The following is a 23,541-nucleotide window of genomic DNA, read 5'->3' as shown; positions in this document are numbered from 1 at the left end:
CTGCGACCCCACCACACCCACGCTGATCCATGGCCCAGTTCTTCATCAACCGCCCGGTCTTCGCCTGGGTGCTGTCCATCGTCATCATGCTGGCGGGGGCGATGTCCATCTTCACGCTGCCGCTGGAGCAGTACCCCGACATCGCGCCACCGCGCGTGACCATCAACACCACCTACACCGGCGCCTCGGCCGGCACGGTCGACAACTCGGTGACCCAGGTGATCGAGCAGCAGCTCAAGGGCATCGACAGCCTGCTGTACATGGGCTCGACCAGCGACTCTGCAGGCCGCTCGCGCACCACGCTCACGTTTGCCCCTGGCGCCAACATCGACGTGGCCCAGGTGCAGGTGCAGAACAAGCTGCAGGCGGCCATGAACCGCCTGCCCGAGGCGGTCAAGAGCCGCGGCGTGTTCGTGAACAAGGGCGGCCAGGACTTCCTGGTGACCTACGTGTTCACCTCGCCCGACCCCACCGTGACCCAGGTGGCCATTGGCGACTACATCTCCAGCAACGTGGTGGACGTGATCGCCCGCCTGGACGGGGTGGGTGACGTGACCGTGTTCGGCACATCCTATGCCATGCGCATCTGGATCGACCCGGCCAAGATGGAGAAGTTCGCGCTGATGCCGTCGGACCTGATCAACGCGCTCAACGCCCAGAACGCGCAGGTCTCGGCTGGCCAGTTGGGCCAGCAGCCCGCGCCCGCCGGGCAGATGCTCAACGCCACCATCACCGCGCGCACCAAGTTGCAGACGGTGGAGGAGTTCGAGCGCATTGTCCTCAAGTCCGGCACCGATGGCTCGGTGGTCACCATGGCCGACGTGGCACGGGTGGCGCTGGAGGCGGACAACCTCACGGTCAAGTCGCGCCTGAACGGGCAGCCGGGCGCCGGTATCGGCATCGTGCTGGCCGACGGCGCCAATGCCATGGAAGTGGCCGACGCCGTGGCACGCAAGATGAAGGAGCTCGAACCCTTCTTCCCGGACGGCATCAACGGTGTCGTCAGCTCCGACTCCACCCCCTTCGTACGCGCCTCCATCGAGGAAGTGGTCAAGACCCTGGCCGAGGCGATGCTGCTGGTGGTGATCGTGATGTTCATCTTCCTGCAGAACTTCCGCGCCACGATGATCCCGGCCATCGCCGTGCCCGTGGTGCTGCTGGGCACCTTCGGCGTGCTCTCGGCGCTGGGCTACTCGATCAACATGCTGACCATGTTCGCCATGGTGCTGGCCATCGGCCTGCTGGTGGACGACGCCATCGTGGTGGTGGAGAACGTGGAGCGTGTGATGAGCGAGGAAGGGCTTTCGCCCAAGGAAGCCACGCGCAAGTCCATGAAGGAGATCACCCCCGCGCTGGTGGGCATCGGCCTCACGCTGTCGGCCGTGTTCATTCCCATGGCCTTCTTCACGGGCTCCACCGGCGTGATCTACCGGCAGTTCTCGATCACCATCGTCTCGGCCATGGCCCTGTCGGTGTTCGTGGCGCTGACGCTCACGCCCGCACTGTGCGCCACCCTGCTCAAACCCATCGAGAAGGGCCACCACGCGGCGCACGACGGCCCGCCAAGGCGTGGACTGTTCGGCCTGAGCGACCGCTTCTTCGCCTGGTTCAACCGCACGTTCGACAGCACGGCCAACCGCTACCAGCGCGTCGTGGGCGGCCTGCTCAAGCGCAGCCTGCGCATGGTCGTGATCTACCTGGCGATCCTGGTGGGCGTGGGGCTGCTGTTCAAGGTACTGCCCACCTCCTTTCTGCCCAATGAGGACCAGGGTTTCGTCACGGCCTCGATCACCTTGCCCTCTGGCGCCACCGACGAGCGCCTGGGTGTGGTGCTCGATGAAATCAAGGACTACTTTCTGGCCAAGCCCGAAGTGCTGCGCGTGAATTCGATTGCCGGCAACAACGGCAACCAGAACTCCGGCAACATGTTCATCCGGCTCAAGCCCTGGGCAGAACGCCCGCTGCGCAGCCAGTCGGCGGAGGTCATCGCCAGCCAGGCCACCAAGGACCTCGCCAAGATCCGCGACGCACGCATCTTCGTATCGCTGCCGCCGGCCGTGCGCGGCCTGGGTTCGAGCGCGGGCATCAATTTCATGATCAAGGACCTCAACGGACTGGGGCAGGACGCCCTCGTCGCTGCCAAGGACCAGTTGATCGAGCTGACCCGCCAGAACCCTATCCTCACCAATGTGCGGACCACCAACTTCGACAACACCTCGGAGCTCAAGGTCACCATCGACGACCGCAAGGCCGCCGCCCAGGGACTGACCACGGCCGACATCAATGGCGTGCTCTCCAGCGCCATGGGCGGCACCTACGTGAACGACTTCGTGCACCAGGGCCGGGTCAAGCGCGTGTACGTGCAGGGCGACGCCCCCTACCGCATGCTGCCACAGGACATCGGCCACTGGAGCGTGCGCAACCGCAATGGCGAAATGGTGCCCTTCTCGACCTTTGCCACCACGTCGTGGACCAATGGCCCGCCGCAGCTCATGCGCTACAACGGCAGCCCGGCCCTGGAAATGCAGGCCGAAACGGCGCCCGGAGCGAGCTCGGGCGACGCCATGGTGGCCATTGAGGAAATCATGAAGAAGCTGCCGCCCGGCATCGGCATGGAGTGGACGGGTGCATCGCTGCAGGAGCGCCGCTCGGGCTCGCAGGCCCCGCTGCTCTACGCCGTCTCCATCCTCTTCGTGTTCCTGTGCCTGGCGGCCCTGTACGAAAGCTGGAGCGTGCCGTTCTCGGTGATGCTGGCGGTGCCGCTGGGCGTGATCGGGGCCCTCCTGGCTACCTACACGCGCGGCATGACCAACGACGTGTACTTCCAGGTGGGGCTGCTCACCACCGTGGGGCTGGCGTCCAAGAACGCCATCCTGATCGTCGAATTCGCGGTGCAGTTGCAAACCCAGGGCAAGAACCTCTACGACGCCACGGTGGAAGCCGTGCGCATGCGCCTGCGACCCATCCTCATGACCTCGCTGGCCTTCGGTTTCGGCGTGCTACCCCTGGCCATCGGCACGGGTGCCGGCGCGGGCGGCCGCCAGGCCATCGGCACCGGTGTGCTCGGCGGCATGGTGGCCTCCACCGTCCTGGGGCTGTTCTTCGTGCCCGTGTTCTTCCTGCTGGTGCGCTCGTGGTTCGCCTCGCGCAAGCCGGCCACGCCCCCGCACGTCCCGACCGATGTGAAGGAGGCGCAGGCATGACATTGCGTACCGCCCCTGCAACCCACCCTGCTGTGTCCATCGGCATGTCCAAAGCCCTGTTGACTCACCTGTGCGCCCTGCTGATGCTGGCCGGCTGCACCAATCTGGCACCCAGCTACGACCGCCCTGCAGCCCCGGTTCCCGCGGCACTGGACAACACCGCCACGACGGCAGGCGCCAGCGAGGCCTATGCCCCGCTGGGCTGGGACGCGGTGGTGCAGTCCGCACAGTTGCGCGATGTCATCGCGCTCGCGCTGCAGAACAACCGCGACCTGCGCGCTGCGGCCCTGGCCATCGAGCGCGCCCAGGCCCAGTACGGCGTGAGCCGCGCCGATCGCCTGCCTGCAGTGAGCGGCACGGCCCAGGGCAGCCGTGCGCGCACCGCCGCCGACCTGACCACCGCCGGCCGCTCGCAGATCGGCGAGCAATACAGCGCGCAGCTGGGCATCACCAGCTACGAACTCGACTTCTTCGGCCGCGTGCGCAACCTCAACGAAGCCGCGCTGCAGGAGGTGCTGCGCGTCACCGATACCCAGCGCAGCGTGCAGCTGAGCCTGGTGGCCGAGGTCACCAATGCCTGGCTCAACCTCGCGGCCGACCAGGCACGCCTGGAGCTGGCCAAGGAAACCTTGCGCTCGCGCGAAGCCTCTTATTCCCTGACCGAACGCACGCACCGCCTGGGCGGCACCTCGGGCCTGGTGCTGGCGCAGAACCAGACCACGGTGGACAGCGCGCGCGCCGACGTCGCCGCCTTCACCAGCCAGGTGGCGCGCGACCGCAATGCGCTGCAGCTGCTGGTGGGTTCGCCCGTTCCCGCCACCCTGCTGCCTGCGGTACAACCCGCGCCCGCTGTGCCGGCGGCTGCCAAGGTGCCCGACGAACGGCGCAGCGAGCGCGTCACGCAGGCCGCCGCGCCCGTGCCCATGCTGCGCGAGAGCGCCTTGCAGTTGCTGGCCGTGCCCGCGCAGATCCCTTCGAGCGTGCTGCTCTCGCGCCCCGACGTGATGGCGGCCGAGCGCGGCCTGCAGGCCACCTACGCCAACATCGGTGCCGCGCGCGCGGCCTTTTTCCCCAGCATCTCGCTCACCGCCAACCTGGGCACGGCGAGCACGGAGCTCTCGGGCCTGTTCGGCAGCGGCAACCTGCTGTGGAGCTTCGTGCCCCAGATACGCCTGCCGATCTTCGACGGCGGCCGCAACCAGGCCAACCTGGACGTGGCCCAGGCCAACCAGCGCATTGCCCTTACGCAGTACGAGAAGGTCATCCAGACCGCCTTCCGCGAAGCCGCCGACGCCCTGGCCGAACGCGCCACGCTGACGGACCGCATCACGGCGCAGACCTCGCTGCTGGCGGCGACGGAGCGGGTGTATGCCCTGTCCGAAGCCCGCTTCAAGGCCGGCGCCGACAACTACCTCACGGTGCTCGACGCGCAGCGCTCGCTGTACGCGGCCCAGCAGACCCTGCTGAGCCTGCAACTGGCCGAGCAGACCAACCGCATCACCTTGTACAAGGTGCTCGGCGGGGGCTGAGCCCCCTGCTACAGCGCGCGTTCAGACAGGCGAAACCGGCGCCTCGCCCGCCAGGTGGCGGCGTGCGTTCTCCACGAAACGGTCGACCGAGGCCTGCACCGCCTCAGGCGACCAGCCGCCCACATGCGGGGTGAGCACCACGGTGTCCAGGTCCAGCAATTCGGCCGGTGGCGCGGGCTCGCTCTCGTAGACATCCAGGCCTGCCCCCGCCACGCGACCTTCGCGCAACGCCTGGGCCAGCGCTGCGGTGTCGATCACGCTGCCGCGCGCGATATTGACCACGTAGCCGCGCGGCCCCAGGGCATCAAGCACCGGGGCATTGACCAGGTGCTGCGTGCCTGGCCCGCCGGGCGTGGCCACGACCAGAAAATCGGCCCACTCGGCCAGCGATTTCACGTCGCCGAAATAGCGGTAAGGCACGTCCGTGCGCTCGCTGCGGTTGTGGTAGCCCACCTGCAGATCGAAGCCCAGCGCGCGCTGGGCAATCTTCTTGCCGATGGTGCCCAGGCCGATGATGCCGATGCGCTTGTGCGAAACATTCGGTGGCAGCGGCAGTGCCGTGCGCCACACGCCCTGGCGAGTGGCGACGTCCAGCTTGGGAATGCCGCGCACGGCCGCGATCAGCAGGCCGAAGGCATGGTCGGCCACGCAGTCGTCGTTGGTGCCGGCGCCATTGGCCACCACGATGCCGCGCGCCTTGGCATGCGCCACGGCGATGTTCTCGTAGCCCGCACCCAGGGCGCAGATCAGCGTGAGAGCCGGCAGCGCATCGATCTGCGCGGGCGTGATGCCGATGGAGCCTATGGTGAGCACCACCCGCACGCGGCTGCCATGCTCTGCGATGGCGGCCTGGTGCTGGGATGCATCCGGCACATAGACCAGTTCGAAGGTTTCCGACAACTGGGCGCAGTGTTCTTCCGAGAGGAACGACAGGGCAAGCAGGACAGGTTTCATGGCAGTGGAATCAAAGGGAAATCAAAGGCGGTTCCGATGGATGGAGGCAAGCTTCATGCCGCTCCATCGCTTTGCTGCAGCGCCCACATGCTGGCGTAGCGCCCACGCTGGGCCAGCAACTCGGCATGGGTGCCGCGCTCGATGATGCGGCCGGCGTCCATGACCAGGATCTCGTGCGCATCGACCACGGTGGACAGGCGGTGCGCGATCAGCAGCGTGGTCTTGTTCTGGGCCGCGCTCTGCAGCTCGGACTGGATCGCGCGCTCGTTGGCCGAGTCGAGCGCCGAGGTGGCCTCGTCGAAAATCAGGATCGGCGGGTTCTTGAGCAGGGTGCGGGCGATCGCCACGCGCTGCTTTTCACCGCCCGAGAGCTTGAGCCCGCGCTCGCCCACCATGGCCCCATAGCCGGCTGGCGTGCCGGCGATGAAGTCGTGGATGCGCGCTGAACGCGCTGCGCCCTCCACCTCGGCCTGGCTGGCGCCCGGGCGGCCGTAGGCGATGTTGTAGGCGATGGTGTCGTTGAACAGCACCGTGTCCTGCGGCACGATGCCGATGGCCTGGCGCACGCTGGCCTGGGTGACCGAGCGGATCTCCTGCCCGGCGATGGTGATGCGCCCCTGCTGGATGTCGTAGAACCGGTAGAGCAGCCGCGCCAACGTGGACTTGCCCGAGCCCGAGGGCCCGACCACGGCCACCGTCTTGCCGGCGGGGATCTCGAAGCTCACGCCCTGCAAAATGGGCCGGCCACGGGCAACGCCCTCCCCCTTGCGCGTGTCGTAGGCGAAATGCACGTCCTCGAAACGCACCGTGGCCTGGCCCAGGCCCGCAAGTGGCTGCGCCCCGGGGGCATCGGCCACCTCACGCTCCTTGTCCATCAGCACGAACATCTTGTCCAGGTCGGTCAGGCTCTGCTTGATCTCGCGGTAGATCACACCCAGGAAGTTCAGCGGAATGTACAGCTGGATCATGAAGGCGTTGACCATGACCAGGTCACCCAGCGTCATGCGGCCGTCGACCACGCCCTGCGTGGCGCGCCACAGCATGGCCACCAGGCCGATGGCGATGATGAGCTGCTGGCCCGCGTTGAGCATGGACAGCGTGGTCTGGCTCTTCAGGCGCGCATGGCGCAGCCGCTCCAGGCTTTCGTCGTAGCGCCGGGCCTCGAAGGCTTCGTTGTTGAAATACTTGACGGTCTCGTAGTTCAGCAGCGAATCGACCGCCTTGGTGTGCGCGGCCGAGTCGAACTCATTGGCCTCGCGGCGAAACTGGGTACGCCATTCGGTGACCAGCACCGTGAAGGTGATGTAGAACGCCAGCGCCGCCAGCGTGATCCAGGCGAACCAGGCGTCGAATTTGACAGCCAGCACCGTGAGCACCAGGGCCACCTCGACCAGCGTGGCCACCACGTTGAACAGGGTGAAGGAGATCAGCGACTCGATGCCGCGCACGCCGCGCTCGATGTCGCGCGTCATGCCGCCGGTCTGCCGCTCCAGGTGAAAGCGCAGGCTCAAAGCGTGCAGGTGCTCGAAGGTCTGCAGCGCGATGGAGCGCGCAGCGCCCTGCGTGGCCTTGGCAAACACCAGTTCGCGCAACTCGCTGAAGATCGAGGTGGACAGTCGCAGCGCCCCGTAGGCCAGCAGCAGGCCCACCGGCACCACCAGCAACGTGGCCGGGTCGCCCAGCTTCAGGTCCATGGTGTCGACCAGAGTCTTGAGCAGCACGGGCACGCCCACGTTGGCCACCTTGGCACCCACCATGAAGACGATGGCCGCGACCACGCGCCATTTGTACTGCCACAGATAGGGCAGCAGGCGGCCGATGGTGGCCCAGTCAGAGGGGGCGGTGGCTGCGGAAGCCGGTGTTTGGAGGGGGGTGGGTTCGCCGACAGGGCGCATGGGGGACAATTCCGGTTGTTGTTCTTACCGACCCGGCTGGCGCCCGGAGGGTTTTCTTTGGGTTGGCCCTGGAAACCACCCATGGTGTCCTCCAGCATCCGTGCCAGCCCCAACCGAGATTGTGCCCATGTCCGCGACTTTCAGCCCACCCGCCGCCCTATTGCCCACAGACAAGGAGCTGGTGCTCAAGGTGATCCCCATGCCGGCGGACACCAACGGCAATGGCGACATCTTTGGTGGCTGGGTGATGGCGCAGGTTGATCTGGCCGGCTCGGTGCTGCCGGCGCGCTACATGCAGGGCCGCATGGCGACCGTGGCGGTCAACGAATTCATCTTCAAGCAACCCGTGCGCGTGGGTGACATCCTGTCGTTCTTCTCGTCGATCACGCGCGTGGGCAACACCTCGGTCACCGTGCAAGTGGAGGTGTATGCCGAACGCTTTTCCGACCAGGGGCGCTACGTCAAGGTGACGGAAGCGCGCCTGACCTATGTGGCCATCGACGACGAAGGCCGCCCGCGCCCAGTGCCGCGCCCCAAAAAAGAGGGCGATCAGGCCGGATCGGCGGACTGAAGGAAACCGGGACCTGCGCGGCCCCGGTCAGGGCGTGCAAGCGTTCAGGCGGCCACGGCCATCGCCGTGGGCTCGGCCCGAACAGGCTGCTGCACCGGCGCGCTGCGCAATGCGGACGATGAGCTGCCCGAGCCGATGCCCGACTCGATCTCGCCCGCCAGCTGACCACCCTCTTCCACCACCAGCTTGCCATAGCGGATCTTGCCGTTGACCTTGCCGGTGCTGTAGATCACGAGTTTCTGGCGCACGGTGAGCGTGCCGTTGAACTCGCCATGGATTTCGGCGATGTCGATCTCGGCCGAGCCGCGGAAAGCCCCGTGCTCGGAGATCTGGATCACGCGCGAATCCATGGTGGCCTCCACCGTGCCCTCGACCACGAGGGTGTCGCAATCGGTGATCTCCACGCCCTTGAGCTTGATGTTGGGGCCCACCGTGAGCTTGCTGCCGGTGGAATCCGAGGCCGGGGAGGGCTTGGCCAGGGCCGGGCTGGCGGGGGCCGATGCCGCCGCAGCGCTGGTGGCAGCTGCAGAGGAGTTGGCCACCGAACTGTTCAGGCCGGTGGAATTGGAAGGACTGTGGCGGGGCTGAAACGACTCGGGTTCACGCTTGCCAAAGAAGGGGTTTTGCACGGCCATCGGTACTCCTTGAAAAGAGGCTTCATCGTAGGAGGGGGCCTACGCGATGGATGCGCGCTTTACGCAAGAACGGTAACCAAACGGTTCACCCGTAGCATGCACTTGCAAGGCTTGCGGGATCACACATGCGTCTGTTACATCCTTGGCCGACAGATGTTCAGGAGACGATGTAGGCGGCAGCTCCTGCCGACATGATCTCCCCGTTCGGCCCCTTGAACTCCATGCGCGTGGTCGCCACCCGCGAGCCCAGCCGCAGCACCTCGGCATGCAGCGTGAAATGGCTACCAATGCCCGGGCGCAGGTAGTCGATGCGCAGGTCGATGGTACCGAGCTTGGCAAAGCGGTGCAGGCGCTGGTCGGGCGCCTCATCCATGTGGCGCGCACCGATGGCCGCCATCACGGCCAGGCCGCCCATGGCATCGAGCCCGGCGCTGATCACGCCGCCATGCACGCGGTTGTAGGCATAGTGGCCCACCAGCTCGGGTTTCATCTCGATGCGCCCCTCCACCCGGTCGGGGTGCAGGCCGGTGATCTTCAGGCCCAGCACCTGGTTGAAGACGATCTTTTCCTCGAAGATGGATTTCAGGCCGGCCACGAATTCGGGCTCGAACTCCTGCGGCAGTGCGGTGGGGGTCTTGCTCATGGTGTGGGTTGTTCCTGTACGGTCTGCCAGCGCCCTCGGCGCTGGCAGCCCATGCGCTTGCGCTCACGCGCTCTTTAAATGATAGCAACAGCAGCCATTCTGACTCAAAACGCGCCATGGCGTCCCTGGCCTGCGCTGAAACGGGCCGCGCCCCGCAGCGCATCGGCCAGGCAGGCACGGCCGCCCTGCCACTCCTGCAGCAGCGCTTCGGGCAAGGGCAGGCCCTCCTGCGCCAGCGCACTGGCACGGTCGGCCCGCAGCGTGGCCTGCGGAAAGGCGGCGATCTCGCGCGCCAGTTGCAAGGCAGCCGCCAACGCCTGGCCCGGCGGCACCACCCGGTTGCACAGGCCCATGCGCAGCGCCTCCGGCGCCTCCACCTTGCGGCCCGTGAGGATCAGATCAAGCGCCTGCGACAGGCCGATGAGGCGCGGCAGGCGCACGGTGCCGCCGTCGATCAGCGGCACGCCGAAGCGGCGGCAGTACACGCCGAAGTAGGCGTCCTCCTCCATCACGCGCAGGTCGCACCACAGGGCCAGCTCCATGCCGCCGGCCACGGCAGCGCCGCTGATGGCCGCCACCACGGGCTTGGACAGTTGCAGCCGGCTCGGGCCCATGGGCCCCGGTGGATTGTGCGTACCGGCCGCGTAGTCGAGCCCCTCGGCCAGGGCGTCGGGCGAGGTGCCTTCGGCCTGCAGCCGGGCACCTGCCTGCAGGTCCCAGCCGGCGCAGAAATGCCCGCCGGCACCATGGAACACGGCCACGTCGGCGCCATCGTCGCGTTCGAAATCCAGAAAGGCCGCATGCAGCGCCTGGGCGGTGGCGGCGTCCACCGCGTTGCGCACGCCGGGTCGGCGCAATGTCACCAGCGTGACACGGCCTTGCTTCTCTACCTCTATGGCCATCGGTTTCTCCTGGCGCCGCATAGGACGCAACCCTTATTGCGCGCACGCCTGCAAAGGGACAACATGCGCCTTGATCCCCCCATCAGGGTTAGCCCCGAGTGCGGTAAGGGCCGTGCACAGGCACCATTATTTATGCAAAGCAATTGCTTTGTATAAATATTCTGGAGAGCCAGTGTGCAATTCGTGCAACTGTTGATCAGCGGGGTCGCCCAGGGGTGCATCTACGGCCTGATCGCGCTCGGCTTCGTGCTCATCTACAAGGCCACCGAAACCGTGAGCTTCGCCCAGGGCGAACTCATGATGCTGGGCGCCTTCTGCGGCCTGGCATTGATGACGGTGCTCGGCTTTCCCTTCTGGGTGGCGGTGCTCGCGAGCATTGCGGCCATGGGGTTGTTCGGCACGGTGCTCGAACGTGCCGTCATCCGCCCCATCCTGGGCCAGCCCGCGTTCTCCATCGTCATGCTGACCATCGGCATCGGCTATGTGCTGCGTGGCCTGGTGACGATGATCCCCACCATCGGCACCGAGACGCACACCCTGCCCGTGCCCTACAAGGACCTGTCGTTCCGCCTGGGCACCCTGGTGGTCAACGCCGAGCAACTGGCCGTGATCGGCGCCACCGGCGTGCTGTGCGTGCTGCTGTTCGCGCTGTTCCGCTACAGCAAGCTCGGCATCGCCATGCAGGCCTCGTCGCAGAACCAGCTCGCGGCCTACTACATGGGCATCCCCGTGCAGCGCCTCAACGGCCTGGCCTGGGGCCTGGCGGCCGCTGTCGCGGCCGTGGCCGGGCTGCTGCTGGCGCCCATCACCTTCGTGCACGCCAACATGGGGCTGATCGGGCTCAAGGCCTTCCCGGCCGCCGTGGTGGGCGGTTTCGGCAGCCTGCCCGGTGCCATCGTCGGCGGCCTGGTGATCGGCATCGTCGAATCGTTCTCGGGCTTTTACCTGCCCGACGGCTTCAAGGACACCGCCGCCTACATCGTGGTGCTGGTCATGCTGATGGTGCGGCCCAACGGACTGTTTGGCGAAAAGCTGAGAAAGAAAGTCTGACCCCATGCGCTTTCTTTTCAAGACTTCCTACGAGCAGGACCTGCGCCTGGCCAAGCATGGCGGGCACCTGTTCTGGTACGGGCTGCTGGGCCTGGCCCTGGTGGTGGCGCCCTGGGTGGCACCCGAGTACTGGCTGGCGCAGCTGACCTTCGTGCTCATCTACGCCATCGTCGGGCTGGGGCTGATGCTGCTGGCGGGCTTCACGGGGCTGTTCTCACTCGGGCATGCGGCCTTTCTCGGCGTGGGGGCGTACACGCAGGCAGTGCTCACCGGCATGGGCTGGCCGTTTGCGCTGTCGCTGGCCTGCGCGGCAGGGCTGTCGGCCGCCGTGGGCGTGGTGGTGGGTTTGCCGGCGCTGCGCGTGAAGGGCATCTACCTGGGCATGGCCACCTTGTCGTTCGGCTTCATCGTCGAGGAGGTGTTCGCGCGCTGGGAGTCGGTCACGGGCGGCAACTCGGGCAAGCACCTGGTGCCACCCGAGATCTGGGGCTTCAAGTTCGAATCCACCGAATCCTTCTACTTCCTGTGTCTGGTGATTGCCGTGGTCAGCACCCTGGCCATTCTGAACCTGCTGCGCTCGCCCACGGGCCGGGCCTTCGTGGCCATCCGCGATTCGGAGATCTCGGCGCAGAGCATGGGCATCCACCTGGCGCGCTACAAGACGCTGTCGTTCTCGCTCTCGGCGGCGCTGGCCGGCATCGGCGGCGCGCTGTATGCGCACAAGCTGCAGTTCATCTCGCCCGACCAGTTCAACATTTTGCAATCCATCGACCTGCTGCTGATGATCGTGATCGGCGGGCTGGGCTCGGTGCATGGGGCCTTCCTGGGCGCGATCTTCCTGATCTCGATGCCGCAGCTGATCTCGCTGGGCAAGGACTGGCTGCCGGCCAGCATCGGCCAGGCGCCCGGCCTGCAGGCCGTGGTCTACGGCGCCGTGCTGATTCTCTTCGTGCTGTTCGAGCCCATGGGCCTGTATGGCCGCTGGCTCAAGGTGCGCACCTGGTTGCAGCTGTTTCCGTTCTACCGCAAGGGCCTGTTCAAGCGGCAGAAGTCCTTCCAGAAGTCCGATAGGCTGAGATGAAGCACCCCCTGAGTCGCTTCGCGCCTTCACCCCTCTCTCATATTGCTTCGCAATCTGGGAGGGGGACGCCCCCAGCGCGGCGGGGCGGCCCTTGCGCGGGGGCACTGGCCTCGGGCGCGCCGGTTTCAACGGCTGCGAATGGCGTTCAGCGCAATAGACAACAGAAATGACCCACGTTGCTTTACCCATGACCGACGACATCCTGCTCAGCGCGCAGAACCTGAGCGTGCGCTTTGGCGGCGTGCTGGCCGTGAACAACGTGGGCTTCGAGGTGCGCCGCGGCGAGGTGTTCACCCTGATCGGACCCAACGGCGCGGGCAAGACCACGGTGTTCAACCTGATCAGCCGCATCTACACGCCCACCACCGGCACCATCCACTACGCCGGCCCGGACGGCATGCTGCCGCTGAGCGACCAGCCGCCGCACAAGGTGGCCGGCCTGGGGATTGCGCGCACCTTCCAGAACATCGAGCTGTTCGAGCACGCCAGCGTGCTGCACAACCTGTTGATCGGCCGCCACACGCGCCGCGAGACGGGCCTGTGGGCCGACATGCTGTTCACGCGCCGCGTGCGGGACGCCGAGGTGCGTGCGCGCGAGAAGGCCGAAGAGGTCATCGACTTCCTGGACCTGCAGCACTACCGCGACACCCTGGTCGCCGGCCTGCCCTACGGCGTGCGCAAGGTGGTGGAGCTGGCCCGCGCGCTGTGCACCGAGCCGCGCCTGCTGCTGCTGGACGAGCCCTCGTCGGGCCTGAACGTGGAGGAGACAGATGACATGGCCTTCTGGATTCAGGACATCCAGCACGAGCTCGGCATCACTGTGCTGATGGTGGAGCACGACATGTCGCTGGTGTCCAAGGTGTCCGACCGCGTGCTGGCCATGAACCAGGGCGAGGTGGTGGCCATGGGCACGCCGCGCGAGGTGCAGTCGCACCCCGGCGTGATCGAGGCCTACCTGGGCACCATCGACGACGTGAGCAACCTGCGCCGCCCGGCGGGCAGCGCACCGGCAAGGATGGCACGATGACCGTCATTCCATTTCCCGGACCATCCGGCGCCAGCGCTGCCGAGGGCACGCCGCTGCTGCGCCTGCAGAACGTGGAGAGCGCCTACGGCCCCATCAAGGCCATCCGCGGCGTGAGCCTGCAGGTGCAGCGCGGCGAGATCGCCGCCGTGCTGGGAAGCAATGGCGCGGGCAAGACGACCATCCTCAAGACCATCTCGGGCATCATCGATCCGCGCCGGGGCACCATCGAGTTCCAGGGCGCCCACATTGCGGCCACCGATCCGGCCGCCATCGTGCGCCGGGGGCTGGTGCATGTGCCCGAGGGGCGCGAGGTGTTCGCACTGCTCTCGGTGCGCGACAACCTGCTCATGGGCGCCTACACGCGCAGCGATGCCGACGCCGTGGCACGCGACCTGGAGCTGGTGTACGGCTACTTCCCCATCCTCAGGGAGCGCGCCGGGCAGGACGCGGGCCTGCTCTCGGGCGGGCAGCAGCAGATGCTGGCGATCTCGCGCGCGCTCATGGCCAACCCCGAGCTCATCCTGCTCGACGAGCCCAGCCTGGGCCTGTCGCCCAAGCTCACCAAGGAGATCTTCGAGATCGTGGTACGCATCAACCGCGAGCGCGGCACCACCATCCTGCTGGTGGAGCAGAACGCCAACATGGCGCTCAATGCCTCCGACTACGGCTACGTGCTGGAGAACGGCCGCATCGTGATGGAAGACAGCTGCGAGCGCCTGCGCGAAAAGGACGACATCAAGGAGTTCTACCTGGGCATGAAGGACGCTGGCGTGCGCGGCGAACGGCGCTGGAAAAAGAAGAAGAACTGGAGGTGACCGGCATGTCCAATCTATGGGACCTCTCCCACATCCAGCCGGCCGGCACCGACGTGCTCGCGGGCGACACCATTGCCGCGATGTTCTGGAACGGCGTGGCCCAGCGCGGCCCGCGGGTGTGGATGCGCCAGAAGCAGCTCGGCATCTGGAAGAGCTGGACCTGGAACCAGACGGCCGATGCCGTGCGCGAGATCGCAGGCGGCCTGATGGCGCTGGGCTTCGCGCCGGGCGAATGCGCCTCCATCCTGTCCAACACCAACATCGAATGGGTGCTGGCCGACCTGGCCGTGCTGAGCTGCGGCGGTGTCTCCAACGGCATTTACCCCACCGACGCGGCCAGCCAGGTGCACTACCTGAGCGAAGACTCGCGCACCAGCGTGCTCTTCGTGGAAGACGATGAACAGCTGGACAAGGCGCTGGAGGTGCGTGGCGCCCTGCCCCTGCTGCGCAAGATCGTGGTCTTCGACATGGAGGGCCTGCGCAGCCTGGAAGACCCCGGCATCATCAGCCTGCAGGCCTTGCGCGCGCTGGGCCGCGAGTGGAGCCAGGGGCATGCGGGCGAGCTGGAGCGCCGCGTGCAGGCCTGCCGGCCCGAGGACGTGGCCATTCTGGTCTACACCTCGGGCACCACCGGCAAGCCCAAGGGCGCCATGCACACCCATGGCGCCCTGACCTACACCGTGCGCGGCTACAACACGCTGATCTCGCGCACCGAGGACGACGAGGCCATGTGTTTCCTGCCACTGTGCCACATCGCCGAACGCATGGGGGGCGAATACTTTTCGCTGTACACCGGCTCGCGCCTGAACTTCGTGGAGAACCCCGACACCGTGCCCGAGAACGTGCGCGAGATCGCCCCCACCGTGTTCACCGCCGTACCGCGCGTGTGGGAGAAGTTCTATTCCGGCGTGATGATCGCGCTCAAGGAATCCACGGCGCTGCAGCAGGCGGCCTACGCATGGTCCATCGGCGTGGGCACGCGCATTGCCGACCAGGTGCTGGCCGGGCAGCCCGTGGGGGCGGTGCAGAAGCTGCAGTTCCAGCTGGCGCGCTGGCTGGCGCTCAACAACGTGCGCAAGCTCATCGGCATCCACCGCGCGCGCTTCCTGGTCACGGGTGCGGCGCCCAGCTCGCCCGAGCTCGTGAAGTGGTACCTGGCGCTGGGCGTGCCCATGCTGGAGGTGTGGGGCATGACCGAGACCTGCGGCGCCGCCACCGGCGTGCCCGCCAGCCGCATCAAGCCCGGCTCCATCGGCCCGGCCGCCAGCTACAACGAGGTGCGCGTGGACCCGGCCACCGGAGAGATCCAGGTGCGCGGCCCGAACGTGTTCAAGGGCTACCTGAACCAGCCCGAGAAGACGGCCGAGACCATCGATGCCGATGGCTGGCTGCACACTGGCGACGTGGGGGTGATCGACGCCGACGGCTACCTGCGCATCACCGACCGCATGAAGGACATCATCATCACGGCCGGCGGCAAGAACATCACCCCGAGCGAGCTGGAGAACGAGCTCAAGTTCAGCCCCTATGTGACGGACGCAGTAGTGATCGGCGATGCCCGCCCCTACCTCACGGTGATCATCATGATCGACCAGGAGAACGTGGAAAAGTATGCGCAGGACCACGACGTGCCGTTCTCCAACTACGCCAGCCTCACGCGCGCGCCCGAGGTGCAAGCCCTGATACAGGCCGAGGTGGACCGGGTGAACGCCCGTTTCGCGCGCGTGGAGCAGATCAAGAAGTTCTTCTTGCTCGACACGCAGCTCTCGGCCGAGGACGAGGAGCTAACCCCCACCATGAAGCTCAAGCGCAAGCTCGTGCAGCAGAAGTATGCGGAACGCATTGAGGCCATGTACCGCTGAGCCGTGCCGGGCCCCGGTTCCATAGGGAAAGTGCTGGTGCCCGGTACCGGGCATCGTTCTATAACGACGAATCCGATCCATCCAAGGAGACGTGCCATGAAACTTCATCCCATTGCCGTGCTGGCCATCATGGCCATGTCCGGCGGCGCCGCGCAGGCCCAGGCCCCGCAGGGCGTGGCCAAGGACACCATCACGCTGGGCTCCATCCAGGATCTGTCGGGGCCGCTCGCGGGCTTCGGCAAGCAGGTGCGCCTGGGGATGATGCTGCGCGTGGACGAGGCCAACGAGCAAGGCGGCGTCAACGGCCGCAAGCTTGACCTCAAGGTGGAGGACTCGGGCTATGACCCCAAGAAGGCGGTGCTGGCGGCGCAGAAGCTCGTCAACCAGGACAAGATCTTCATGATGGTGGCGCACATCGGCACGGCGCAGAACCTGGCGGCGATGCCGGTGCAGTTCAGCAAGAACGTGATCAACTTCTTTCCGGTGACGGCCGCGCGCGAGATGTACGAGCCCTTCCACAAGCTCAAGTATTCGTTCGCCGCGACCTACTACGACCAGATCCGCCTGGCAGCGCCCAAACTCATCAAGGAAAAGGGCGCCAAGAAGATCTGCACCATCTACCAGGACGACGAGTTTGGGCTGGAGGTGATGCGCGGCGGTGAAGCGGCCCTGAAGGCCATGGGCATGGACTTCACCGAGAAGACCTCGTACAAGCGCGGCGCCACCGACTTCTCGTCCCAGGTGGCAAAGATGAAGGCGGCGGAGTGCGACTTCGTGGTCCTGGGCACCATCATCCGCGAGACCATCGGCACCATCGGCGAGGCGCGCAAGACCGGCTTCAATCCCACCTTCCTGGGTTCGAGCGCGGCCTACACCGACCTGATCCACAAGCTGGGCGGCAAGCCCATGGACGGCCTGTACGCCACCATGACGGTGCAGCACCCCTATCTGGACGAGGCCTCGCAGCCCATCCGTTTCTGGGCCACCAAGTACAAGACCAAGTTCAATGAAGACCCGACGGTGTTCTCGGTCTACGGCTATGGCGCCATCGATGCCTTCATCCGCGCGGCGCAAAAGGCAGGCACCTCGCTGACCACCGAGAGCTTCATCAAGGCCATGGACACCATGGTCATCCCGCCCGACATGTTCGGCAGCGCCGAGGCGACCTACGGACCGCAGAAGCGCCTGGGCAGCGACCTCTCGCGTCTGTCGCAGATCCAGGAAGGCAAGTGGAAGGTGGTGTCGGACTACGTCAAGTAAGCAGCGCCCGCGCTTGCCTGCCAGGCCGCCCCCCAAGGGCGGCCTTTTTACTGTGGCAAACCCATGGCAGAATTTTAGAAAGCACCTGCTTTTCAAAATTACGCTGGAGACGAACACCATGATCGAACGCACCCTCTTCAACGCCGACCACCAGGCCTTTGCCGAGAGCTTTGCGCGCTTTCTCGACAAGGAGGTGGCACCCCACCACGCCGCGTGGGAGGAACAGGGCTATGTGGACCGCGCCGTGTGGACCAAGGCCGGCGAGAACGGCTTTCTGTGCATGGCCCTGCCCGAGGAGTACGGCGGCGCGGGCGCCGACAAGCTTTACTCGGTGGCGCAGATGGAGGCGATTGCGCGTGCCGGCTTCACCGGCATCGGCTTCGGGCTGCACAGCGAGATCGTGGCGCCCTACCTCCTGCACTACGGCACCGAGGAACAAAAGCGCCGTTACCTGCCGCAGCTGGCCAGCGGTGCCATGGTAGGCGCCATCGCCATGAGCGAGCCGGCCGCCGGCAGTGACCTGCAGGGCATCAAGGCCACGGCCGTGAAGAGCGCCGACGGCTCGCACTATGTGCTCAACGGCAGCAAGACCTTCATCACCAACGGCTGGCATGCCGACCTGGTGATCGTGGTCGCCAAGACCGACCCGGCGGCGGGCGCCAAGGGCACCAGCCTGTTCCTGGTGGAGCGCGGCATGCCGGGCTTCGAGAAGGGCCAGCGCCTCAAGAAGCTGGGCATGAAGGCACAAGACACCTCCGAGCTGTTCTTCACCGACGTGAAGGTGCCGGCAGACAATCTGCTGGGCGGCCCGGCCATGGAGGGGCGCGGCTTCATCTGCCTGATGGAGCAATTGCCGTGGGAGCGCCTGCAGATCGCCATCACCGCCGTGGCAGCCTCTCAGGCGGCCATCGACTGGACGGTAGACTATGTCAAGCAGCGCAAGGTCTTCGGCCAGCCCGTGGCCAGCTACCAGAACACCCGCTACACCCTGGCCGAACTGCAGACCGAGGTGCAGGTGGCCCGGGTGTTCGTGGACAAATGCTGCGAACTGATCGTGGCCAGCCAGCTCGACACTGCCACGGCCAGCATGGCCAAGTACTGGACCACCGACCTGCAGTGCAAGGTGATGGACGAATGCCTGCAGCTGCACGGCGGCTATGGCTACATGTGGGAATACCCCATCACCCGGGCCTATGCCGACGCCCGCGTGCAGCGCATCTACGGCGGCACCAACGAGATCATGAAAGAAGTGATCACCCGCGCGATGGGGCTGGGCAAGTAGCCGCGCCCCTCGACATCAGAGGCCTGCTTGTCGTCCTAGAGCAGCCAGGTCTCGCGGATCTCTTCGGGGCTGAGCTTGCGCGGGGCCGGCGCGGTTCCGCGCACCTGCAGCCAGTCGCGCACGCCATCGCGGCCGCTGAGACCGCGCACCAGCAAGAGTCCCGCAGCAATCCCGCGTGCGGCTGCTGCACCGCGGCTGGGGGCCATGAATGCCGACACGGCCAGCCCTGCGCCTGCGGCCAGCGCCAGATGGTGCTCCAGGAAAAAGCCCGAGCGCGCGTCGTCGTACTCGATGGCGTCGCGCGCCAGGAGTTGCAGGGATTCAGAAAGGGTTTTTGCCATGTTCTGGATTGTCGAGGATCAGAAAGCAGCCAGTGTCCACAGGGTACGGCACGATCCGCCAATGTCGGCAGCGCGTCCCGTGCAGGCCCGGCCCGGAAGACAACAGGATAGCGCGTTGGCAGCGCAGTTCCCTGCAGGCCAAGTCCTACAAACTCCGCTTACCAAATCCCACGTGCTGTTACAGATGGGCCGCATAAATTGGGAAGTGAGGCTCCCTGCGCGTGCGGGCGCCGAGAACGGTGTCCTCTTTCCAGGAGACTTCATGAGACATGTACGGCGCAGCACTTCCCCTTGGCTCATTGCCGCCATCAGCGGCGCCCTCTTCGGCGTGGTGTGCGGCATGGCCCGAGCGCAGGCGCCAGCCGATGCGCCCATGCCCTCGCGCTCGGTGCTGCCCTTCACCCAGTCCGGCTATATCGGCCTGTCGGGCGGGCGTTCCCAGTACGACCTGGCGACGGGGCCCGCAGGCCTGGCCTACGACGACACCGACACGGCCTGGAAGCTCAGCGCCGGCGGGTACTTCCACCGCAATGTCGGGGTCGAGGTCGGCTACCTCGATTTCGGCCGCGCTTACCGGCTGGACGGCCGCACCAAGGCCCAGGGCATCAACCTGAGCCTGGTGGGGCGCGCACCGATAGGCGAGCGCCTGGAGCTGTTCGCCAAGGCCGGCACCACCTACAGCCGGACCTCCACCTCCGCGCAGCCCGTGTACGGCCTGCGCGCCGGCAAGAACAGCGGCATGGGCCTGTCCTACGGCGTCGGCGCCAGTTGGGGCTTCACACCGAACATTGCCGCCGTGCTGGAATGGGAGCGCCATCGCCTGCGCTTCTCGGACGACACCGCCCCCGCCGACATGGCCACCGTGGGCGTGCGTTACAAGTTCTGAAACCCGGCACACCGGGCGCCGCGCTCCGCCGCAGCAGCGGCTGTCGTCACCCGTGCGTTCTCCAACTGCCACCATTTATACAAAGCGGGTGATCTGTATAAAGCTGTCCCGCCCTATACTGCGGCGACAACTGGAGACACGCCATGACACAAGCCTATGTGTTCGATGCCATCCGCACACCGCGGGGCAAGGGCAAGAAGGACGGAAGCCTGCACGAGGTCAAGCCCATCAGCCTGCTCACTGGCCTGCTGGCCGAGTTGCACCGCCGCCACCGCTTCGATACCGCAGCCGTGGACGACATCGTGATGGGCATCGTCTCGCCCGTGGGCGAGCAGGGCTCGGTGCTGCCCAAGGTGGCGGCACTCAAGGCGGGCTGGGACTTTCGCGCTTCGGGCCTGCAGGTCAACCGCTTTTGTGCGTCGGGCCTGGAGGCCGTGAACCTGGCTGCGCAGAAGGTGCGCTCGGGCTGGGAAGACCTGGTGGTGGCCGGCGGCGTGGAGAGCATGAGCCGCGTGCCCATCGGCTCGGACGGCGGCGCCTGGGCGCAGGACCCGGACACCAACTCGGCCACCCTGTTCGTGCCCCAGGGCATCGGCGCTGACCTGATCGCCACGCTGGACGGTTTCACGCGCTCCGACGTCGATGCCTATGCCGTCGAATCCCAGCGCCGCGCCGCCGCCGCCCGTGCAGCAGGGTACTTCAAGCAATCCGTGGTGCCCGTCCAGGACTTCCTGGGCCTGCCCATCCTGGAGGAAGACGAGTTCATCAAGCCCCAGACCACGCTGGAGGGGCTGGCGGCGCTCAAGCCCTCGTTCGAGCAGCTGGGCGGCATGGGCTTTGATGCCGTGGCGCTGCAGCGCTACCCCGAGGTCGAGCGCATCCACCATGTGCACCATGCGGGCAATGCCTCGGGCATCGTCGATGGCGCAGCGGCGGTGCTGATCGGCAACGAGGCCGCCGCTGCGGCCCACGGCCTCACGCCGCGCGCGCGCATCGTGGCCACAGCGCTCAGCGGCGCCGACCCGACCATCATGCTCACCGGCCCCATGCCGGCGGCGCGCAAGGCGCTGGCCAAGGCCGGCATGGACATCGGCCAGATCGACCTGTTCGAGGTGAACGAGGCCTTTGCGGCCGTGCCCATGCGCTTCATGCGCGAGCTGGGCGTGCCGCACGAGAAGGTCAACGTCAACGGCGGCGCCATTGCCATGGGCCACCCCCTGGGTGCCACGGGCGCAATGATCCTGGGCACGCTCATCGACGAGCTGCACCGCCGGCAACTGCGCTATGGCCTGGCCACCCTGTGCGTGGGCGGCGGCATGGGCATTGCCACCATCGTGGAGCGCGTGTGATGACGACGACGATGGAGAACACCATGCAGACCATCCGCTACGAACTCCTCGACGCCGCCGACGGCAAGGTGGCGCTCATCACCTTCGACGAACCGGACTCCAGCGTCAACACCATGTGCCGCCAGTGGCAGGCAGACCTGGGGCAGGCCACGGCCCGCGTGGTTGCCGACCGCGCCCAGCTCAAGGGCATCGTGCTGGCATCGGCCAAGACCAGCTTCTTCGCGGGCGCGGACCTCAAGGCCACCATGCGGCTCACGCCGGCCGATGCGCCCACGGCCTTTGGCGAGATCGAGCGCATGAAGCAGCACTTTCGCACGCTGGAAACCCTGGGCATCACGGTGGTCAGCTGCCTCAACGGTGCGGCCCTGGGGGGCGGCTGGGAGGTGGCGCTGGTGGGCCACTACCGCATCGCGGTGGACAACCAGCGCATCCTGTTCGGCCTGCCCGAGGTGACTTTGGGCCTGATGCCGGGCGCCACGGGCATCACCAAGATGACCCGCCTGCTCGGCCTGATGGGTGCGCAGCCCTATCTGCTCGAAGGCAAGCTCTTCAACCCGCGCGAGGCGCTGGAGCTGCAGCTGGTGCACGAGCTGGTGGCCACGCCCGAGCAATTGCTGCCCGCCGCCCTGGCACGCATCGCCACGCACCCGCATTCTGTGCAGCCATGGGACGACAAGAACCACAGGATGCCCGGCGGCACGCCCGCCAACCCCAAGGTGGCTGCGGCGCTGAGCGTGGCGCCCGCCATGCTCAAAAAGACCACGCGCGGCCGCTACCCAGCGCCCGAGGCCATCCTGGCCACCATGGTCGAAGGCGCCATCGTCGACTATGACACCGCACTGCGCATCGAGAGCCGCTACCTCGCGCGCCTGATGACCGGGCCAGTGGCGCGCAACATGATCAATACGTTCTTCTTCGACATGAACGCGATCAAGAGCGGCCAGTCGCGCCCCGGCCAATCCCCGCGCTACAAGCCGCAGAAGGTCGGCATCCTGGGCGCCGGCATGATGGGCGCCGGCATCGCCTGGGCCCAGGCCAGCCGGGGCATCGCCACAGTGCTCAAGGACGTGAGCCAGGAGAAGGCCGATACGGGCAAGGCCTACAGCGCCAAACTTTCGCAGGCGCGCGTGGACAAGGGCCGCATGGAAGCCACGGCGCAGCAGGCGCTGCTCGGCAAGATCAAGGCCACCGCCGATGCCACCGACCTGGCCGGCTGCGACCTGGTGATCGAGGCGGTGTTCGAGAGCCGCGAGCTCAAGGCGAACGTGACGCGCGAAGCAGAGCCCCAGCTCGCCGAAGACGGTTTCTTCGCCAGCAACACATCCACCCTGCCCATCACGGGTTTGGCCCAGGCCTGCCGCCGGCCCGACAAGTTCGTCGGCATCCACTTCTTCAGCCCCGTGGACAAGATGAAGCTGGTGGAGATCATCCGCGGCAAGGAAACCGACGACGAGACCGTGGCGCGTGCGTTCGACTACGTGCAGGCCCTGGGCAAGGTGCCCATCGTGGTCAACGACTCGCGCGGCTTCTATACCAGCCGCACCTTCGGCACCTACGTGATGGAGGGCGCGGCCCTGCTCGGCGAGGGCGTACCCGCCGCGCTGATCGAGAACGCGGCGATGCAGGCCGGCATGCCGGTGGGGCCGCTGGCCGTGCTGGACGAGACGGCGCTGACCTTGAGCGTACACGTGCTGGACCAGACGCGCGCGGACTACGCGGCGGAGGGCCGCAGCTACCAGGCCACGGCCGGGGAGTTGCTGGTGGAGCGCATGGTCAAGGAGCTCAAGCGCCCTGGCCGTGCGGGTGGGGGCGGTTTCTATGACTACCCTGCGGGCGGTCGCAAGCAGTTGTGGCCTCAGCTGCGTTCGCTGTTCGAGAAGGCGCCGGCTGCTGGCTCCGAGGTTCTGGGCGTTCAGGAGATTCAGGATCGGTTGCTGTACCGGCAGGCGGTGGAGACGGCGCGGTGCCTGGCGGAGGGGGTGCTCACGAGCGTGCACGATGCGAATATCGGGTCGATCTTCGGGATCGGGTTTCCGGCGTGGACTGGGGGGGCGATGCAGTTCATCTATGGGACAGGGGTCGAAGCATTCCTGGCGCGGGCAGATGAGTTGGCGCAGCGGTTCGGGGCTGGGTTTGCGCTGGATGCTGCGGCGCGCTCGGCCATTGAGCGGTTTCAGCCTCGGTATTGAGTGTCGTTTTCCAGCCGCTTGCCTTTGCTGAGGGCGGAGGCCGGGGTGTGCGCCCGGCGGCGCACCC

19 protein-coding genes are annotated in these 23,541 nt (G+C 66.7%); 13 read left to right on the top strand and 6 right to left on the bottom strand.

What is annotated here, in order from left to right:
* The first annotated feature begins 29 nt into the window (after window positions 1-29).
* Together QYL93_RS00095 and QYL93_RS00090 are read left to right on the top strand one after the other, a co-directional pair.
* Complete coding sequence (locus tag QYL93_RS00095; protein ID WP_305741765.1) at window positions 30-3,203, top strand: efflux RND transporter permease subunit; 3,174 nt, start codon at window positions 30-32, stop codon at window positions 3,201-3,203.
* Window positions 3,204-3,247: 44 nt separating this feature from the next.
* Entirely contained in the window at window positions 3,248-4,732 is a 1,485-nt protein-coding gene (locus tag QYL93_RS00090) for a TolC family protein (protein WP_305742285.1), read from the top strand.
* Between the two features lie 21 nt (window positions 4,733-4,753).
* On the opposite strand, the gene QYL93_RS00085 is transcribed toward QYL93_RS00090, so the two are convergent.
* Both QYL93_RS00085 and QYL93_RS00080 read right to left on the bottom strand, forming a co-directional pair.
* Window positions 4,754-5,686: a 2-hydroxyacid dehydrogenase gene (locus QYL93_RS00085; RefSeq protein WP_305741764.1), complete on the bottom strand. Its 933-nt coding sequence runs from the start codon at window positions 5,684-5,686 to the stop codon at window positions 4,754-4,756.
* 53 nt (window positions 5,687-5,739) lie between these two features.
* Window positions 5,740-7,581, bottom strand: a complete 1,842-nt coding sequence (locus QYL93_RS00080) for an ABC transporter ATP-binding protein/permease (protein WP_305741763.1) — start codon at window positions 7,579-7,581, stop codon at window positions 5,740-5,742.
* Window positions 7,582-7,708: 127 nt separating this feature from the next.
* Here QYL93_RS00080 and QYL93_RS00075 point away from each other — a divergent pair, with 127 nt between their 5' ends.
* Window positions 7,709-8,152, top strand: a complete 444-nt coding sequence (locus QYL93_RS00075) for an acyl-CoA thioesterase (RefSeq protein ID WP_057200093.1) — start codon at window positions 7,709-7,711, stop codon at window positions 8,150-8,152.
* Window positions 8,153-8,196: 44 nt separating this feature from the next.
* On the opposite strand, the gene QYL93_RS00070 is transcribed toward QYL93_RS00075, so the two are convergent.
* From QYL93_RS00070 to QYL93_RS00060, 3 genes are all read right to left on the bottom strand, one after another.
* Window positions 8,197-8,787, bottom strand: coding sequence for a polymer-forming cytoskeletal protein (locus tag QYL93_RS00070; protein WP_305741762.1), 591 nt, complete (start codon window positions 8,785-8,787; stop codon window positions 8,197-8,199).
* Window positions 8,788-8,944: 157 nt separating this feature from the next.
* On the bottom strand, window positions 8,945-9,430 hold the full coding sequence (locus tag QYL93_RS00065) for a thioesterase family protein (protein ID WP_305741761.1): 486 nt from the start codon (window positions 9,428-9,430) through the stop codon (window positions 8,945-8,947).
* A gap of 104 nt (window positions 9,431-9,534) precedes the next feature.
* Entirely contained in the window at window positions 9,535-10,332 is a 798-nt protein-coding gene (locus tag QYL93_RS00060) for a crotonase/enoyl-CoA hydratase family protein (protein WP_305741760.1), read from the bottom strand.
* A gap of 174 nt (window positions 10,333-10,506) precedes the next feature.
* On the opposite strand from QYL93_RS00060, the gene QYL93_RS00055 reads away from it, so the two are divergent.
* The 7 genes from QYL93_RS00055 to QYL93_RS00025 all read left to right on the top strand — a co-directional run bounded on the left by QYL93_RS00055 (window position 10,507) and on the right by QYL93_RS00025 (window position 18,709).
* Complete coding sequence (locus QYL93_RS00055) at window positions 10,507-11,382, top strand: branched-chain amino acid ABC transporter permease (protein WP_179682116.1); 876 nt, start codon at window positions 10,507-10,509, stop codon at window positions 11,380-11,382.
* Between the two features lie 4 nt (window positions 11,383-11,386).
* Complete coding sequence (locus QYL93_RS00050) at window positions 11,387-12,463, top strand: branched-chain amino acid ABC transporter permease (RefSeq protein WP_057266326.1); 1,077 nt, start codon at window positions 11,387-11,389, stop codon at window positions 12,461-12,463.
* Window positions 12,464-12,650: 187 nt separating this feature from the next.
* Window positions 12,651-13,490, top strand: coding sequence for an ABC transporter ATP-binding protein (locus tag QYL93_RS00045; protein ID WP_305741759.1), 840 nt, complete (start codon window positions 12,651-12,653; stop codon window positions 13,488-13,490).
* A complete protein-coding gene (locus QYL93_RS00040; protein ID WP_057200086.1) occupies window positions 13,487-14,305 on the top strand; it encodes an ABC transporter ATP-binding protein in 819 nt (272 codons plus the stop codon). Before QYL93_RS00045 ends, QYL93_RS00040 begins: the two co-directional genes overlap by 4 nt.
* Before the next feature lie 5 nt (window positions 14,306-14,310).
* Window positions 14,311-16,167, top strand: coding sequence for a long-chain fatty acid--CoA ligase (locus QYL93_RS00035; protein WP_305741758.1), 1,857 nt, complete (start codon window positions 14,311-14,313; stop codon window positions 16,165-16,167).
* 96 nt (window positions 16,168-16,263) lie between these two features.
* Window positions 16,264-17,427: an ABC transporter substrate-binding protein gene (locus QYL93_RS00030; RefSeq protein ID WP_305741757.1), complete on the top strand. Its 1,164-nt coding sequence runs from the start codon at window positions 16,264-16,266 to the stop codon at window positions 17,425-17,427.
* Between the two features lie 118 nt (window positions 17,428-17,545).
* The gene (locus QYL93_RS00025; RefSeq protein WP_305741756.1) at window positions 17,546-18,709 is read left to right on the top strand and encodes an acyl-CoA dehydrogenase family protein; all 1,164 of its coding nucleotides are present in this window, start codon (window positions 17,546-17,548) and stop codon (window positions 18,707-18,709) included.
* Window positions 18,710-18,744: 35 nt separating this feature from the next.
* Here QYL93_RS00025 and QYL93_RS00020 read toward each other — a convergent pair whose 3' ends face one another.
* Window positions 18,745-19,050 (bottom strand): hypothetical protein, encoded by a 306-nt coding sequence (locus tag QYL93_RS00020; protein ID WP_057200082.1) that lies wholly within the window; start codon window positions 19,048-19,050, stop codon window positions 18,745-18,747.
* 262 nt (window positions 19,051-19,312) lie between these two features.
* Between QYL93_RS00020 and QYL93_RS00015 the strand changes: the two genes are divergently transcribed.
* From QYL93_RS00015 to QYL93_RS00005, 3 genes are all read left to right on the top strand, one after another.
* Entirely contained in the window at window positions 19,313-19,936 is a 624-nt protein-coding gene (locus tag QYL93_RS00015) for an outer membrane beta-barrel protein (protein ID WP_305741755.1), read from the top strand.
* A gap of 143 nt (window positions 19,937-20,079) precedes the next feature.
* Window positions 20,080-21,285, top strand: coding sequence for an acetyl-CoA C-acetyltransferase (locus tag QYL93_RS00010; protein WP_305741754.1), 1,206 nt, complete (start codon window positions 20,080-20,082; stop codon window positions 21,283-21,285).
* Between the two features lie 23 nt (window positions 21,286-21,308).
* Window positions 21,309-23,474, top strand: a complete 2,166-nt coding sequence (locus QYL93_RS00005; RefSeq protein WP_305742284.1) for a 3-hydroxyacyl-CoA dehydrogenase NAD-binding domain-containing protein — start codon at window positions 21,309-21,311, stop codon at window positions 23,472-23,474.
* Window positions 23,475-23,541 lie beyond the last annotated feature (67 nt).

The sequence above is a fragment of the Acidovorax sp. A1169 genome (assembly GCF_030704685.1).
Taxonomy (GTDB): domain Bacteria; phylum Pseudomonadota; class Gammaproteobacteria; order Burkholderiales; family Burkholderiaceae_C; genus Acidovorax.
This window is presented reverse-complemented; position numbering and strand designations above follow the sequence as displayed.

What these genes read in the sequence shown, in the direction of transcription:
- QYL93_RS00095 (WP_305741765.1), top strand. Translation starts at nt 30, where the DNA reads ATGGCCCAGTTCTTCATCAACCGCCCGGTCTTCGCCTGGGTGCTGTCC.
- QYL93_RS00090 (WP_305742285.1), top strand. Translation starts at nt 3,248, where the DNA reads ATGTCCAAAGCCCTGTTGACTCACCTGTGCGCCCTGCTGATGCTGGCC.
- QYL93_RS00085 (WP_305741764.1), bottom strand. Translation starts at nt 5,686, where the DNA reads ATGAAACCTGTCCTGCTTGCCCTGTCGTTCCTCTCGGAAGAACACTGC.
- QYL93_RS00080 (WP_305741763.1), bottom strand. Translation starts at nt 7,581, where the DNA reads ATGCGCCCTGTCGGCGAACCCACCCCCCTCCAAACACCGGCTTCCGCA.
- QYL93_RS00075 (WP_057200093.1), top strand. Translation starts at nt 7,709, where the DNA reads ATGTCCGCGACTTTCAGCCCACCCGCCGCCCTATTGCCCACAGACAAG.
- QYL93_RS00070 (WP_305741762.1), bottom strand. Translation starts at nt 8,787, where the DNA reads ATGGCCGTGCAAAACCCCTTCTTTGGCAAGCGTGAACCCGAGTCGTTT.
- QYL93_RS00065 (WP_305741761.1), bottom strand. Translation starts at nt 9,430, where the DNA reads ATGAGCAAGACCCCCACCGCACTGCCGCAGGAGTTCGAGCCCGAATTC.
- QYL93_RS00060 (WP_305741760.1), bottom strand. Translation starts at nt 10,332, where the DNA reads ATGGCCATAGAGGTAGAGAAGCAAGGCCGTGTCACGCTGGTGACATTG.
- QYL93_RS00050 (WP_057266326.1), top strand. Translation starts at nt 11,387, where the DNA reads ATGCGCTTTCTTTTCAAGACTTCCTACGAGCAGGACCTGCGCCTGGCC.
- QYL93_RS00045 (WP_305741759.1), top strand. Translation starts at nt 12,651, where the DNA reads ATGACCGACGACATCCTGCTCAGCGCGCAGAACCTGAGCGTGCGCTTT.
- QYL93_RS00040 (WP_057200086.1), top strand. Translation starts at nt 13,487, where the DNA reads ATGACCGTCATTCCATTTCCCGGACCATCCGGCGCCAGCGCTGCCGAG.
- QYL93_RS00035 (WP_305741758.1), top strand. Translation starts at nt 14,311, where the DNA reads ATGTCCAATCTATGGGACCTCTCCCACATCCAGCCGGCCGGCACCGAC.
- QYL93_RS00030 (WP_305741757.1), top strand. Translation starts at nt 16,264, where the DNA reads ATGAAACTTCATCCCATTGCCGTGCTGGCCATCATGGCCATGTCCGGC.
- QYL93_RS00025 (WP_305741756.1), top strand. Translation starts at nt 17,546, where the DNA reads ATGATCGAACGCACCCTCTTCAACGCCGACCACCAGGCCTTTGCCGAG.
- QYL93_RS00020 (WP_057200082.1), bottom strand. Translation starts at nt 19,050, where the DNA reads ATGGCAAAAACCCTTTCTGAATCCCTGCAACTCCTGGCGCGCGACGCC.
- QYL93_RS00015 (WP_305741755.1), top strand. Translation starts at nt 19,313, where the DNA reads ATGAGACATGTACGGCGCAGCACTTCCCCTTGGCTCATTGCCGCCATC.
- QYL93_RS00010 (WP_305741754.1), top strand. Translation starts at nt 20,080, where the DNA reads ATGACACAAGCCTATGTGTTCGATGCCATCCGCACACCGCGGGGCAAG.
- QYL93_RS00005 (WP_305742284.1), top strand. Translation starts at nt 21,309, where the DNA reads ATGCAGACCATCCGCTACGAACTCCTCGACGCCGCCGACGGCAAGGTG.